The organism is Chelativorans multitrophicus (assembly GCF_011317445.1).
Classification (GTDB): domain Bacteria; phylum Pseudomonadota; class Alphaproteobacteria; order Rhizobiales; family Rhizobiaceae; genus Chelativorans; species Chelativorans multitrophicus.
In genome coordinates this window covers 123,614-137,788 of the sequence record NZ_JAAAPL010000003.1, presented here as the reverse complement: position 1 = coordinate 137,788, position 14,175 = coordinate 123,614, and the positions used below count along the sequence as shown (strand labels likewise).

Here is a 14,175-nt window from a genome sequence, read left to right as displayed (position 1 = left end):
GCTGGATAATGTTGCCGCTCCCGAATTTCGTCCGGAAGGACCGGCTTGCAAGCCGCCATAGCGCGCTCCCCACCCGCTGGCGTCAGCGGGTGCATGAGCTGCTCGGGAGCATCAATGACAGCGAGAATCCCGGCAACCCGATGGCGGAAAAGCAGATCGAGGGAGACGTGCTCCTGTCAGTGCGCGACCTGCATGTGCAGTTTTTGACAGGAGCGGGCCTTATTCATGCCGTTCGGGGCGTCAGCTACGACGTTTGGGCGGGAGAGATCGTCGCCCTTGTGGGAGAATCGGGCTGCGGGAAATCCGTTTCTTCGCTGGCCCTGATGGGGCTGCTGCATGGCGGTGATGCGACTCGGATCAGTGGTGCCGCCAGTCTGAAGGGCATGGATTATTTTGGCCTTTCAGAAGAGCAGATGCGCCGGCTGCGGGGGCGCGAGATCGCCATGGTGTTCCAGGAGCCCATGACGGCGTTGAATCCCGTGTTGACGATAGGGATACAGATTATGGAGCCCATGCTCGCGCATCTGGGCTACTCCCGGGAAAAGGCGTGGAACAGGGCTGTCGAATTGCTGACCCTGGTTGGCGTGCCCGATCCCGAGCGGCGGCTGGGGCTGTACCCCCATCAGTTCTCGGGGGGCATGCGTCAAAGGGTGATGATCGCAATCGCGCTCGCATGCAATCCCAGCGTCATAATAGCGGATGAACCCACCACGGCGCTGGATGTGACGATTCAGGCCCAGATTCTCGATCTCTTGCAGGACCTGGTCGATGAACTGAAGATCGGATTGGTTTTAATTACGCATAATCTTGGCCTGGTTGCGCGATATGCCGACCGTGTCAACGTCATGTATGCGGGACGAATTGTGGAGGCCGGCACAACCAGTCAGGTGCTGCGTCATCCCCGGCATCAATATACGGCTGGATTGCTGAAGGCGGTTCCGCAGCTTGATATGCCACGCCAGGAACTGCTCGAGACGATACCGGGGCAGCCGCCAAGCCTCAGGGCCTTGCCGGAAGGATGCGCCTTTCGTCCAAGATGCTCTGCGGCTAGCGATAAGTGCCTGGAAATTCCGGCGCTGACGCGCAGCACGCAGGATCACAGCGACGCCTGCTTCCATCCCTTCAAGGACAATGGGGTCTACCCGGCGGCTGGAACGCCAGAACCCATCAAACCCGCAATCTCCAAAGAAGCTCTTTTGACGGTTTCAGGTCTGACCAAGCATTTTTACTTGGGTAGGGGCGCTACGGTGCGGGCTGTCGAAAATGTCAGTTTCAGCGTGCCGACAGGAGGCACATTGGGGCTCGTTGGCGAATCCGGGTGCGGAAAGACCACACTGGCTCGTCTTCTTCTGCGGCTGGAACAGGCAACTGCGGGTACGTTTGAACTGGACGGCGACGACCTGCTTTTTAAGCGGGGGCAGCGCCTTAAGGACATGCGCCGCAAAATTCAGGTGGTCTATCAGGATCCGTTCACGTCATTGAACCCAAGGCACAAGGTGGCGGACGCACTGGTCGAGCCGCTGCTTGTCCATAAATTGCGCAAGAACCGGCGTGAAGCGAGGGAACGGGTCGAAGAGGCTCTATCCCTTGTGGGCCTTCCATCGGAAATGGGCGATCGTTATCCCCATCAAATGTCGGGCGGGCAGCGCCAGCGGGTCGGTATCGCGCGGGCATTGGTGATGGAGCCGGACTTCATAATCTGTGACGAGCCGGTCTCCGCGCTCGATGTTTCAATCCAGGCGCAAATCATGAATCTCCTGGTGGAGCTTCAGAAAAAACTGGGCCTCACCTATCTCTTCATTGCTCACGATCTGGCGGTCGTTCGTCATATTTCCGATATCGTCGCGGTCATGTATCTCGGCCGGGTCGTCGAAAGCGGCCGCCGCCAAGAGCTTTTTGCCGAGCCGAGACATCCTTACACGCAGGCCTTGCTTGCCGCAGTTCCTTCGTTTCGAGGGCTGAAGGGTGAGGGATTGTCGCGTGGCCCCTTGCAGGGCGAGATCCCTTCACCGCTCAATCCACCCTCCGGCTGCGTCTTTCATACGCGCTGCCCGTTGGCAACGGATGAGTGTCGCACGGCCGTTCCCGAGAGCCGCTCCCTTACCGAAACTCACAAAGTTGCGTGCGTAAGGGCCTAGCCATGCTGCGTTACCTACTAAATCGGCTCATGCTCGCAATCCCGACATTGCTGGGTGTCGCGACGCTCACATTTTTCATGCTTGCCCTACTGCCGGGAGATGCCGTTGAAACGATGCTGCGTGCGGACGGAGGCAACCCGACACCCGAGATCATTGCGGCTGAACGCGCGAGACTGGGGCTGGATCGCCCAATCCTGGTGCAATTCGGCGACTTTTTATGGGGGTTGTTCACGGGTGACCTCGGCTCTTCGTCGTGGACGGGCAAGCCGGTCCTCGACGAGATAATGCTTCGCCTTCCCGTTACGCTGGAACTTGCCGTTCTCGGCATGATCATCGCGGTGGTCATTGCCTTGCCGTTGGGCACACTGGCCGGGATTTTTCACGGCACCTGGCTAGACAATCTCATTCGCATCTTCGCCTTCGGGGGCATTGCCCTGCCGTCCTTCTGGCTGGGCATGATGCTGGCACTTGCGATGCTTTGGTTTTTCAACTGGCTGCCGCCACTTGGTTCCAACTCGCTCTTTTCCGATCCGATACGGGTGCTGCAACAACTCACGCTGCCGGCATTGGCCGTCGGCTACCGATATGCCGCCATGCTGGTGCGCATGATGCGCGCCTCGGTCATCGAGGCAATGTCGGAGGACTATGTAAGAACGGCTCGCGCCAAGGGATTACCCGCAAGCAGCATTGTGCGCAGGCACATTGTGCCGAACTCCCTGCTGCCCACGGTCACGATAATCGGTCTGGAGTTTGCCCTGATGGTTGGAAGCCTTGTCGTGATCGAGCAGGTCTTCAGCCTGAACGGCCTCGGCCGCCTTTTCGTGGAGTCCGTGGCGCGCAGCGACCTAATTGTTATCCAGGGCATCGTGGTTGTCCTGACCATTATTTTCATCGCCATCAATCTGCTGGTCGATCTGGCCTATGCGGCAATCGATCCAAGAATAAGGCTGGGCCGAGGATGAGGAACGTCTTTCCCCCACCGTCTCACGGACCCCTTTGGGCAAACGAGCCCAAGCGGCTGCCCAACTGGGTTGAACTAATACGAAACTACCCGTTTGGGGTCGTCGGTCTGCTGGTTCTGGTTATCATCTTTGTCGCTTCGGGACTGGCGCATTGGATCGCGCCGTATGATCCCCTGGAAACAAACTACGCCAACACCTTAGCGGCGCCATCCTTGCAACACTGGCTGGGAACCGACACTTTTGGGCGCGATCTCTTGAGCCGCGTGCTCTATGGTGGGCGCACCGCACTATTTATCGGCGTTTCGGCGAGCATTATCGGCTCCACCATCGGCGCGATGCTCGGCATTACGTCCGCCTATATCGGGGGGTGGTTCGAGCTCATACTCGAACGTTTTCTCGAAGTGCTTCTCGCAATTCCAACCATGATTCTCGCCCTCGTACTTGTGGCAACGATGGGCCGGAATCTTGTGTTCGGCATCGATTTCAATCTCGTACTGGCGATCGCGCTGCCAATCGTGCCCAACATGGCAAGGATCGCGCGCAGCCAGACCTTGACGATCCGGCGGCAAGCTTATGTCGATGCCGCGCGCACGCTGGGATTTTCTTCCTCACGCATCATAGCCTGGCACATTGCGCCCAATATTGCGGGTCCCTACATCGTTATGGTCACGACCTTCGTAAGCCAAGCCATCCTGATCGAAGCCTCACTTTCCTATCTTGGGTTGGGCGTGACCGCACCAACGGCAAGCTGGGGACTGATGTTGGCGGGCAACGCGTTCAACAGCGCCTTGACCGCACCCTGGATCGTCATTTTCCCAGGGGTGGCGATCGCTTTGGTCGTCTTCTCCTTTTCCATGCTGGGTGATGCGCTGAGGGATATTTTCGATCCCAAGGCCAGCGCCGGGCGCTAGTTCAAAACCATGCATAATCTGGGAGGGAACTGCATGATACCGGGTAAAACATTCATCGCCGGTCTGGCAGCAGCAACTGTGATCGTCTCCGCCGCACCTGTTGCGGCACAGGGGGAGCCGCAGTATGGCGGCGCGCTGCGCTACGCCGTAAGCGACGATCCTGCGAATTTCGACTGTCACGCAGCCAACAATTTCGCGGTTCTGATGCGGCTCGCGCCTCATTATTCAACGCTGCTGCGCTTCAAACCCGGTAACTATCCCGAGATCGAAGGAGATGTCGCAAGGAGCTGGGAGGCCGACCCCGAAGCGCTGACCTATACGTTTACTCTTCACCCCGACATCCAGTTCCACGATGGCTCGCAGTTGACTGCGGAAGACGTCGCGGCCACCTTCGAGCGGCTAGCCTTTCCGCCGGAAGGCGTCATTTCGGAAAGAATCGAAACCTTCCGCCAGATCGAATCCGTCGAAGTCGTGGATGAACTGACGGTACGGTTTCACCTCAAGGAATGGGACACGTCGGTTCTCGGCACCTTTGCTTCACCGTGGAACTGCATCTACTCCTCGGAACTGCTTGAATCGAATCCCAGCTACCCATCGCGAGTCGTCATGGGGAGCGGACCGTTTGTATTCGAGGATTTCGTCGCGGGGTCGGTCTGGACGGCGTCACGGTTCGAGAATTATTTCCGTGAAGGCCAGCCTTACCTCGACCGGCTCGAATCCTACACCATGGAAGGGCAGGCCGTCGTCAATGCCATTCAGGCGGGTCAGGTTCATACGGACTTCAGAGGTGTGAGCCCACAGGCCGCTGAACGTCTTCGCACAGCATTGGGCGACGGGATTACGACCCATGTTGGACCGTCGCTGACTCACTTCCTTGTCACATTCAACAGCCAATCCGCTCCGTTCGACGATCAGCGGGTGCGCAAGGCGCTGAACCTGGCGATAGATCGTTGGGGCGGCGTCGCGGGTCTGGGCGCCACCAGCGAGATGAAATATGTTGGAGGGCCGCTTATGCCCAACGGCCAGTTTTCCGGCAGTGACGCTCATCTCGAATCGCTGCCCGGATTCAGCAGAAACATAGAGAAAGCGCGTGAGGAAGCCCGGCAGCTTTTGGCTGAGGCCGGTCAGGCAGACCTGTCTTTCACGCTGACCGTGCGGGACGGCCCTCCAATCCTCGTCGATTTCGCGGTATTTCTTGCTGACCAATGGCGTAGAGTTGGGGTCAATGCGGAACTCAAAATCGTCCAGACGCCCGAATGGGCCTCTGCCCTGACCAATAGCAATTTCGTGGCCATTACCGACATCTATTCGGCACTGCGCGAAGAGCCGACAGAGCAGCTCACCAAGTATATCTCCTATGATCTTTCTCACCGATCTGCCGGCCGTTTCGACGACCCGGTGCTTGACGATATATGGGCGCGCCAGGCTGTCGAAACAGATCCTAGAGCGCGGCTGGATCTCTTGCGTAAGTTCGAGGAACGCCTGATGGAGCAGTCATACTCCTTGCCGGTCGTCTGGTTGGAGCGAAGCGTTGCGATGGATGCCAAGCTTCACGGCTGGACGTTCAGCCCTTCCAACTTTCTCTATCTGGATCAATCGGGCACGTGGCTATCCAACTAACGAACAGCCGCCGATGGAATTCTCCGCTCGATAGTTCAGCCCCTTGCGCACGCGGTGTTCTCAACTGGGGCGATGACCTGACATCTTGCCGCACCTCACGAGTGCGGCCTGTCCGTGCTCATGCGCCTTGATGCGGAGCGGGCTGTCCAAGGGGCAGCCAACGGTTACGACGAAATTGTGTCTGACAACGCGACAGGCATTTGCGGAGAATACCGCCTTTTATTGAATATCCTGCAGGTCCCGGCGTCCGGCGGCTTCATGCACTTGGTCTAAGTGCGGGTTGCATAAGCGCATAAGAGCCTCCGCCTGTAACGGATTTGTAAAGCTGCCATCCTGAATAGGCAGGTTTCTGCAAAATCGAGGCAATGCTAGCAAATCACCTGGGCTGCGACGGCCGCGCCGCTGCCCGGCATATTCTCTTGCTTGCTTAGTCATGGAGATCGCGGATGAGCCTGGATACATTGAATGGAACCTGTCGCATCGGCATCGATGTGGGAGGGACATTTACAGACCTCGTCCTGGTCGATCGTGCGACTGGTGCACTCACCGTGTTCAAGGAACCGAGCACGCCTGCCGATCCGTCCGAAGCCGTGGAACGCGGGGTGAGAGGCGTGCTCGAACGGGCCGGTCGTCGGCCCGAGGAGGTCGAGCTGATCATTCACGGCACCACCATCGGCCTCAACGCCATCATCCAGCGGCGCGGCGCAAGAATGGCGCTGGTGGTTTCGAAAGGAAACCGCGATGTGCTCGAGATCGGCCGGGGCAAAGTGGATCGCCCGTTTGACCTGAACGTCGTCAAGGAAGTGCCACTGATCGCCAGCAACATGGTCCATGAGGTGCCGGTCCGCATCCTGGCCAATGGACATGTTGAAGGCGAACCCGCCGTAAACCCCGAGCTGATCGAAAGTCTGACCCGGGCCAAGGTCGATGCCGTCGCCGTGGTTCTCCTCAACTCCTATCTTCACCCGGCGCCCGAGGCCAAGCTTGCCACTCGTCTGGCGGAGGCATTGCCCGGCACGCTCGTCACCGCATCGGCCGCGATCTGGCCGGAAATCAGAGAATATGAGCGGTCTCTGGTTGCCGCGCTGAACGCCTATATCAGCCCCCTGATGGAAGCCTATTTCTCGCGCCTGACCAACCGAATGGCGGAATTTGGGCTGCGCGCGCCGGTCTATGTGACGACGAACAATGGCGGCACGATCGGACTGTTGACCGCGCGCCAGCGCCCAATCGAAACGGTGCTATCGGGGCCAGCCGCGGGTGTGGTCGCCAGCTCGTCATTTGCCATCCAGGGCGGCATCGAACGCATCATCACCTTCGACATGGGCGGCACCAGTTCGGACATGGCTGTCTCGGAAGCCGGCGTGCCGGAATTCACCACCCGCTCGACCGTTGGAGACTTCCCGCTGATCCTGCCGGTGGTCAGTGTCAATGCCATTGGCGCGGGCGGCGGCTCGATCGTTACGGTGGACAAGCAGGGAGTGCTCAAGGTTGGCCCCGAAAGCGCGGGCGCCGAACCCGGCCCCATCTGCTACGGTCGCGGGGGAACGCGCCCCACGATTACGGACTGCTATCTTGCCATGAATCTGCTGCGTGAGGACGGGTTCCTCGGCGGCGCCATGCGGCTGGACCGCGCCGCCGCGATGAATGGACTGGCGGAACTGGGTGCCCGACTCGGCTTCGAGGGCCGCGACATCGCCGAACGCACGGCCGTGTCGGCGTTGCGCGTCGCCACGGCGCGCATGGCCACCGATATCTACAAGGGCTTTGCCCAGCGTGGCCTCGCACCACAGGACTTCATGCTGGCCGCCTATGGTGGCGCTGGCCCCACCCATGCAAATTTTCTGGCCGAGGAGGCGCACCTAAAGGGCATAATGATCGCTCCTTCACCCGGCACCCTCTGCGCATATGGCGCTCTCATTTCCGACCTTCGCCGCGATTTCGTGCGCACTTTCCGTACTGCCGTGGACGGCAGTGCCGCGTTCACCGCAAGGCTGGCTGAGCTGGCGGATGAAATGCGGGCGGAGGCTAGCGCCTGGATCGAGGCGGAAGGCGATATCGTCGGACCGGTGGAGCGTCGCTGGACAGCCGATCTGCGCTATCGCGGAGAAGCCAGCGAGATTCAGGTCGATCTCCAGGAAGCCGATATCGACGCGCATAACCATGCCCCCCTGGTAGAGGCTTATCACGCCGCCCATAAGCTGGCCTATGGCTTCCGCGACGACGCCCATGTGATCGAAATCCTGAACCTCCGGGTTCAGGTTACGGGCCGCGTGCCGAGCTTGGATGCGCCCATGGCCGCCGCCACGCCTGGGCCGGCGACGCCGCGCACGAAGCGGCCCATCTACTTGACGGGCGGCTGGGTCGAGGCCGATGTTTACGATCGCGCCGCCCTGGGCGCCGGCGCAGTGGTCAAAGGGCCCGCCGTCATCGAGCAGGAGGACACGACCTCAGTAATCCTGCCGGGCTGGAGGGGTGTCACAAACGCTCAAGGGGTGATCCTAGTGGAAAGGATGATGTCATGAAGCTCGACCCAATTCTGATCGAGATCCTGTCAAACAAGGTGACCTCGATCGCCGAGGAAGCGGGCTATACCATCCGCCGTATCGGCCATACGCTGATGGTCAAGGAGATCGCCGATTTCTGCTGTGCATTGGCGACCGACGAGGGCAGGTTCTTCGCCTTTCCGCGTGAAATCGGCGCCACCGGCGGCGTTGTCGCTGACGCATCGGTCGTGATCGAGGCCATGCCCGACCTGCGCGAGGGCGACGTGGTCGTCACCAACCACCCCTATGCCTCCGGGGGGCTGTGCACTCACACGCCCGACGTGCAGCTCCTGGTGCCGTATTTCCACAATGGCGAGCGGGTCTGCTACGGCTGGTCCTTCCTTCATATCTCTGATGTGGGCGGCCGGGTGCCGGGCAGCATCTCGCCCACCTCCACTGAACTCTTCCAGGAAGGGCTGCTGCTGCCGCCCGTCCGCCTGATGTCGGGCGGCGAATTCAACCCCGACGTGCTGGCGATCATGAACGCCAATTCGCGCACGCCGGAAGCCAATCTCGGTGACATCAAGGCCATGATTGCGGCCCATCGTGTCGCGCAGCGCCGGGTCTCCGAAGTCATCGAGGAGCATGGGCTGGAAACCTTCCGGCAGGCGCAGGTGGACCTTATCGAATATGCGCGGCTGAAATCGCGCGAGGCGCTGCGGCGCATTCCCGACGGCACTTACGATTTCTGGGATTACCTCGACGACGATCTCACCAGCCGGATTCCGCTCAGGATAAGGCTGCAGATGACCGCGCGGGACGGGCTAGTCCACCTCGACTATTCCGGCACCGATCCGCAGACGCTCGCCGCCTACAATATCGTTACTCGCGGCCAGCGCCATCAGTGGCTTACCCAGAGGATGATTTCGTTCATCTCCACCATGGCGCCCGATATTCCGTTCAATGCCGGGCTGATGGAGAACGTAACCGTCACCGCGCCCAAGGGCACGGTGCTCAATCCGGAATTTCCGGCGGCCACCGGGGTGCGCCATGCCACCGCAATGCGCGTCAACGACGTGATCCATGGAGCACTGGCCGCTGCCGCGCCCGACCTGATACCGGGCTGTATGAGCGGGGTTATCGTGCCGGTGACCATCGCCGAACCCCCGACTGCCACCAAGCCGCGCAACGTCATGGTCGTCGAACTGATGGTAGGCGGCACCGGCGGGCGGCCCGGGCTGGACGGGGTGGACGGGCGCGGCGCGCTGATGTCGTCCATGTCCAACAATCCGATTGAAGTGATCGAGGCCTCGGCCTCGGTTGCCATCCGTGAATTCCGGCTGCGCCCCGACAGCGGCGGCGCCGGCGAATGGCGCGGCGGCTCGGGCCTGTCCCTGACCTTCGAAGTGCGCCGCGACGGCTGCCAGATCCTGGGCCGCGGCATGGAGCGCTTCCTGTTCCGGCCCTGGGGCGTGGCCGGCGGTCGGCCCGGCGCGGCGGCGCGCACGCTCATCAACATGGGCACGGCCAATGAACGCGAACTGGGCAAGATCGACATCATCACGCTGAACCGCGGCGATACCTTTACCGTCATGACCCCGGGCGGCGGCGGCTATGGCGATCCCTTCGCCCGCGACCCCGCCGCGGTAGCTGCGGACGTGGCCGTCGGCATCGTCTCGCTCGAGGCAGCGCGGACGGCCTATGGCGTTGTTCTGACCGAAGCGGGCGAGGTCGACATGGCAGGCACCGCTGAATTGCGCAGTGCCCCCCGGCCCGCCCCCTCAGCCTTCGGCTTCGACGACCTGCGCCTGTTATGGGACTCGGTCTTCGACGATGCCGGGTTGAGCCGGTTGAACGCGCTGCTGCTCACCATACCGGCCCATGCCCGCAATGCGCGCCGCCGCGCCTTCTTCGATGCAGTGATTCCCGGATTGTCAAGCGATGGCATCGATCCCAAGGCTTTTGCCGAGCTGGCCGAAACCTACCGGGAACGCTTCGTGGCCGAGCTTGCCCGGCTGGAAGCCCACTATGCCGAGGCGGAGCTGAAGGCTGCCGAATGATACGGGGGCGCATGAGCGCCTGGGCTGAAGGGCGGCTGTCTTTCCGCGTCTTGTCACAACCGGCATTCAGTTTGGACGGTCGTGACAAAGCTGGTTTTTCAATTCGTCAAATGTCGGATGGGCTGCATGTCGTTAGATTGACGCGGAAGATTCGATAGGCAGCAGCCCAGATGGCTGAAGCGGACGGGCAGCCCACCTCTATGGCTATCCGATCCTCTCAATACAATCACGCAAGGAGTGTGTGTTCGATGAAGCTGATGCGAAGTGTATTCGAAGTCGACGAAGAAGAGATGTCCCGGCTCATGCAACCGTCCGCCGGTTTTGGCATCGATCTTGCCATCAAGCGCAAGCTGTGGGACCCCGCATGCCATGTGCTTGTTGAAGACTATGCTGCCGGCGCGGTAACACCCCGCTATGGCGTCTGGGCAACGGGTCTGCACATCGCCCTGAAGGGCAAGGTCCAGGTGGAATACTGGTCTTCCTACAGTATGGGCAACTGGGTGAGCGGCAAGTTCGTGGCGGAGCCCGGTGACGCCTACTTGCTCGACAAGGGCGACCAGCTTCGGTTCACCGTCCTGTCAGATATCCCGTACCGTCATCTGGGCATCCTCATGCCGGCGCATGCTTTTGCGGCAGAGCCGGACGAGAGCGTGCGGCCAGAAGGCGAAGTTCAAAGTCGCAAGCGCGAATTCGGCAAGCTGTAGATTTGCAAAACAGATGCCTTTGTCCGATTTCTTCTGATTTGAAGAAACGGAAAGCCCGAGCGGCCGGACAAGGTGCCGGCCGCCCAACAGCCCGTGGTCGATCCGGGGCCAAACCCCGTTCTGTGCGAGGGATCGGCATTGACGGTTCCGCAAATATCGCCGCTATAGCGCCGCGCCTCATCCCGCAGAACCCGAACCGAAGGTCTCGCGGTTTGCAGTCATCGGCAGAGCTGCCGCAAGACTATCTTAGGAAACGCAAAGCAGTTGCGCTGCCTTTTCGGCAATCATCATCGTCGGGGCATTTGTGTTGCCCGACGTGATCGTGGGCATGATCGAGGCATCGGCAATGCGCAGATTGTCTATACCGTAAACACGCAATTCTGGATCAACCACAGCCTCCGGGTCAGTTCCCATGCGTGCTGTGCCGACTGGATGGAAAATGGTTGTCCCAATCTCGCCGGCCGCGCGGCGGAGCGCCTCTTCACTGTCGTCATCCCCTCCGGGCTTCAATTCTTGAGGCTGGTAACGCCGCATCGGCTCCTGAGCCATGATCCGGCGGGTGAGGCGAATGGCACTCGCCGCAACTGCCCGGTCGGTCTCGGTCGATAGATAATTGGGCTGGATCGCCGGAGGCTCGGAAGGTTCGCTCGAGCGAATCCGAACCACGCCCCTGCTTTCCGGCCGTAGGTGACAGACACTGGCGGTGATCGCCGGAAACGTATGCAGGGGCTCGCCGAAACGATCAAGCGACAGCGGTTGGACATGGAACTCCAGATCGGCTGACTCGACATGCGATCCTGATCGCGCGAAAGCACCGAGTTGGCTCGGTGCCATCGACAGGGGTCCGGTGCGTCGCAGGAGATATTCGACCCCCATCATACCCTTCCCAATAAGCGTTCTGGCACGCGCATTAAGCGTTGAGGCGCCGCTGACCGCGTAGATGCAGCGAAGCTGGAGGTGATCCTGCAAGTTCGCGCCCACGCCTTTCAGAGCGCGACGTGTCTCGATTCCGAGAGCAGCCAGATGGTCGGGATCGCCTATCCCGGAACGCTGTAGGATTACAGGCGACCCGATAGCCCCGGCCGCGAGCAGTATGTCGGCCCGGGCCTTGGCTATCCGGTCACGGCCACCGAGACGGAAACGCACGCCTGTGGCGCGATTACCTTCAAAAATGAGCCGGTCCACCTGTGCATTGATCTGAATCCGAAGATTAGGCCGGTTACGAACAGGGGCAAGAAAGGCCCGCACCGCGTTCCACCGGAAGCCGCCGCGTTGCGTGACGTCAAAATAGCCGCAACCTTCGTTGTCTCCGCGGTTGAAGTCTTCGGTTCGCGGGATGCCCGCCGCCTCGGCCGCATCACGGAAGGCATCCAGTATCGGCCAGTGCAGGCGCTGTTTCTCTACGCGAAGTTCGCCCTCGGCGCCGTGATAGTCATCCTCACCGCGATAATAGTTCTCGGCTCGCTTGAACAGCGGCAGTACGTCCTCCCAACTCCAGCCCACATTGCCGAGCTGACGCCAGTGATCGTAGTCACGCGCCTGTCCGCGCATGTAGATCATCCCGTTGATTGACGAGCAGCCGCCAAGCACGCGCCCACGCGGATAGCCGATGGATCGACCGTTCAATCCCGGCTCCGGCTCCGTCTTGTACATCCAATCGGTGCGCGGATTGCCGATACAATAGACATACCCGATGGGAATTCGGATCCAGTGCCAATTGTCGCTGCCACCGGCTTCCAGGAGCAGCACCCTGCGCGATCCGTCGCGTGTGAGTCGGTTCGCCAGCACGCATCCCGCGCTACCGGCGCCAATCACGATATGATCGTAGGTGCCGAAATCCTCGTCGGCTTCGACCTGGTTGCTCATCGCCGATTCTTCCTGATTATCGCGAGCGCAAAGGCGGCCGCCGAGGGCACCGCGTCGACTAATGTCGGCATGGTCGGCGGTGTTGCTGAAACACGCCTTGCGGAAAGGCCGAAGGCGCCGATGTCGAAGTTGCCTGTAGCCTTCCAAAAGCTAGTCGGCTCTATGCCATCGACCATGGGATCCTTCCTCGTGAGTTGCCCCGTCGAAGCCAGGTCTACGCGTCGATCGTGATCAGGCCTCGGCAAGACATGCGGCCTTCAGGCGTGCCAGCTTTTCGCCCAAGACATCGGGGGCGGTCGCAAAATTCAGCCGAACCCATCCCTCATAACCGGTTCCGAAGCTTTCGCCTTCACTGAAGCCGATCCGGGCCGTGTCGAGAAAGAACGCAGCGGCGGGCCGGCTCAGTTTCAATCCGCGACAATCGATAAAGGCGAGATACGTCGATTCCGGTTGATGCAGCCTCAGATTAGGCACCGCCTCGACGGTCTTCACCACTTTTTCGCGGGCGGTAGTTAGATACCCTAGCGTAGCATCAAACCAATCGTCGCCTTCCGTCCAGGCGGCGTAGCTGGCGTCAATCGCGGTGATAGCAGGTTTTCCCATAAGCGCTTTGGGGATGCGACGGTCGAAGCGCTCGCGCAGGGGACGGGAGCCAAAATGCATGACGGCGAGCCGCAAAGCCGGTGTGGTGAACGACTTTGTAGCCGAACTTGCGGTGACGGTGCGCGCCGCGGCCTCGGGTGATAGGTTTGCAAGGGAAAGGTGCCGGTGGCCTGGATAGATGATATCGGCATGGATCTCGTCAACGAAGACGATCAGGTCGTGTCGTTCGGCGATCGCAATCACTGACGACAGTTCTTCCCTGGTCATCACACGACCGGTAGGGTTGTGCGGATTGCAGAGGAGGATCATCCGAGTGCGGTCATCGATTTGCGCTTCCATTGCCTCAAAATCGAACCGGAAGCCGTCTTCACCTTCGATCATCGGGCAATCGATCAAGGTGCGCCTGGCTTCTGTGATGCAGGCGCGGAACGGCGGATAACAGGGCGTCGGCAGGAGGATGCCGTCCCCCTCTTCGGAGTAGGTAAGGATGGCCGCAGAGCAGGCCTGCATGAGATCTGTCGCCACGACCACGTCGGCGGGATCAACGTTCCATCCATGACGGCGCGACACCCAACCAGCCCAAGCATCCGCGGCAATTCGCTCGGCCGGGATCGCGCTGCGGCGAGGATAGCCGTAGTCGCGCTGCTTCGTGGTCCCCTCCACCGCGTTCTGCACGACGTCCGCCACCTTGAGGTCCATATCGGCGATCCATGAGGGGACTATGGTGTCGGGAAATCTCCTCCATTTTGAATTGCGGCGTGCGCGAAGGAACTCGGCATCGAGGAACAGATCATCTTGCAGATTCATGGCGTCCTTCAAAGGGGA

9 protein-coding genes are annotated in these 14,175 nt (G+C 60.6%); 7 read left to right on the top strand and 2 right to left on the bottom strand.

Going from position 1 to position 14,175, the window contains the following annotated elements:
* The first annotated feature begins 8 nt into the window (after window positions 1-8).
* The 7 genes from GNP00_RS15095 (at window position 9) to GNP00_RS15065 (ending at window position 10,881) form a co-directional block, all read left to right on the top strand.
* On the top strand, window positions 9-2,138 hold the full coding sequence (locus GNP00_RS15095) for a dipeptide ABC transporter ATP-binding protein (RefSeq protein WP_246259130.1): 2,130 nt from the start codon (window positions 9-11) through the stop codon (window positions 2,136-2,138).
* 2 nt (window positions 2,139-2,140) lie between these two features.
* The gene (locus tag GNP00_RS15090; RefSeq protein WP_011583037.1) at window positions 2,141-3,100 is read left to right on the top strand and encodes an ABC transporter permease; all 960 of its coding nucleotides are present in this window, start codon (window positions 2,141-2,143) and stop codon (window positions 3,098-3,100) included.
* Window positions 3,097-4,011, top strand: a complete 915-nt coding sequence (locus tag GNP00_RS15085; RefSeq protein WP_011583038.1) for an ABC transporter permease — start codon at window positions 3,097-3,099, stop codon at window positions 4,009-4,011. Before GNP00_RS15090 ends, GNP00_RS15085 begins: the two co-directional genes overlap by 4 nt.
* A 33-nt stretch (window positions 4,012-4,044) precedes the next feature.
* Window positions 4,045-5,631 (top strand): ABC transporter substrate-binding protein, encoded by a 1,587-nt coding sequence (locus GNP00_RS15080; protein WP_011583039.1) that lies wholly within the window; start codon window positions 4,045-4,047, stop codon window positions 5,629-5,631.
* Between the two features lie 446 nt (window positions 5,632-6,077).
* Window positions 6,078-8,156 (top strand): hydantoinase/oxoprolinase family protein, encoded by a 2,079-nt coding sequence (locus GNP00_RS15075; RefSeq protein WP_011583040.1) that lies wholly within the window; start codon window positions 6,078-6,080, stop codon window positions 8,154-8,156.
* A complete protein-coding gene (locus tag GNP00_RS15070; protein WP_011583041.1) occupies window positions 8,153-10,177 on the top strand; it encodes a hydantoinase B/oxoprolinase family protein in 2,025 nt (674 codons plus the stop codon). Before GNP00_RS15075 ends, GNP00_RS15070 begins: the two co-directional genes overlap by 4 nt.
* Before the next feature lie 248 nt (window positions 10,178-10,425).
* On the top strand, window positions 10,426-10,881 hold the full coding sequence (locus tag GNP00_RS15065; protein WP_011583042.1) for a hypothetical protein: 456 nt from the start codon (window positions 10,426-10,428) through the stop codon (window positions 10,879-10,881).
* Window positions 10,882-11,127: 246 nt separating this feature from the next.
* Here the strand turns inward: GNP00_RS15065 and GNP00_RS15060 are convergent, their stop codons facing one another.
* The gene (locus GNP00_RS15060; protein ID WP_011583043.1) at window positions 11,128-12,747 is read right to left on the bottom strand and encodes a GMC family oxidoreductase; all 1,620 of its coding nucleotides are present in this window, start codon (window positions 12,745-12,747) and stop codon (window positions 11,128-11,130) included.
* A gap of 231 nt (window positions 12,748-12,978) precedes the next feature.
* Window positions 12,979-14,157, bottom strand: a complete 1,179-nt coding sequence (locus GNP00_RS15055; RefSeq protein ID WP_011583045.1) for a MalY/PatB family protein — start codon at window positions 14,155-14,157, stop codon at window positions 12,979-12,981.
* Window positions 14,158-14,175 lie beyond the last annotated feature (18 nt).

Excerpts from the sequence above, each read along its gene's own strand:
- GNP00_RS15080 (WP_011583039.1), top strand. The coding sequence starts at position 4,045 with ATGATACCGGGTAAAACATTCATCGCCGGTCTGGCAGCAGCAACTGTG.
- GNP00_RS15085 (WP_011583038.1), top strand. The coding sequence starts at position 3,097 with ATGAGGAACGTCTTTCCCCCACCGTCTCACGGACCCCTTTGGGCAAAC.
- GNP00_RS15065 (WP_011583042.1), top strand. The coding sequence starts at position 10,426 with ATGAAGCTGATGCGAAGTGTATTCGAAGTCGACGAAGAAGAGATGTCC.
- GNP00_RS15095 (WP_246259130.1), top strand. The coding sequence starts at position 9 with ATGTTGCCGCTCCCGAATTTCGTCCGGAAGGACCGGCTTGCAAGCCGC.
- GNP00_RS15090 (WP_011583037.1), top strand. The coding sequence starts at position 2,141 with ATGCTGCGTTACCTACTAAATCGGCTCATGCTCGCAATCCCGACATTG.
- GNP00_RS15075 (WP_011583040.1), top strand. The coding sequence starts at position 6,078 with ATGAGCCTGGATACATTGAATGGAACCTGTCGCATCGGCATCGATGTG.
- GNP00_RS15055 (WP_011583045.1), bottom strand. The coding sequence starts at position 14,157 with ATGAATCTGCAAGATGATCTGTTCCTCGATGCCGAGTTCCTTCGCGCA.
- GNP00_RS15060 (WP_011583043.1), bottom strand. The coding sequence starts at position 12,747 with ATGAGCAACCAGGTCGAAGCCGACGAGGATTTCGGCACCTACGATCAT.
- GNP00_RS15070 (WP_011583041.1), top strand. The coding sequence starts at position 8,153 with ATGAAGCTCGACCCAATTCTGATCGAGATCCTGTCAAACAAGGTGACC.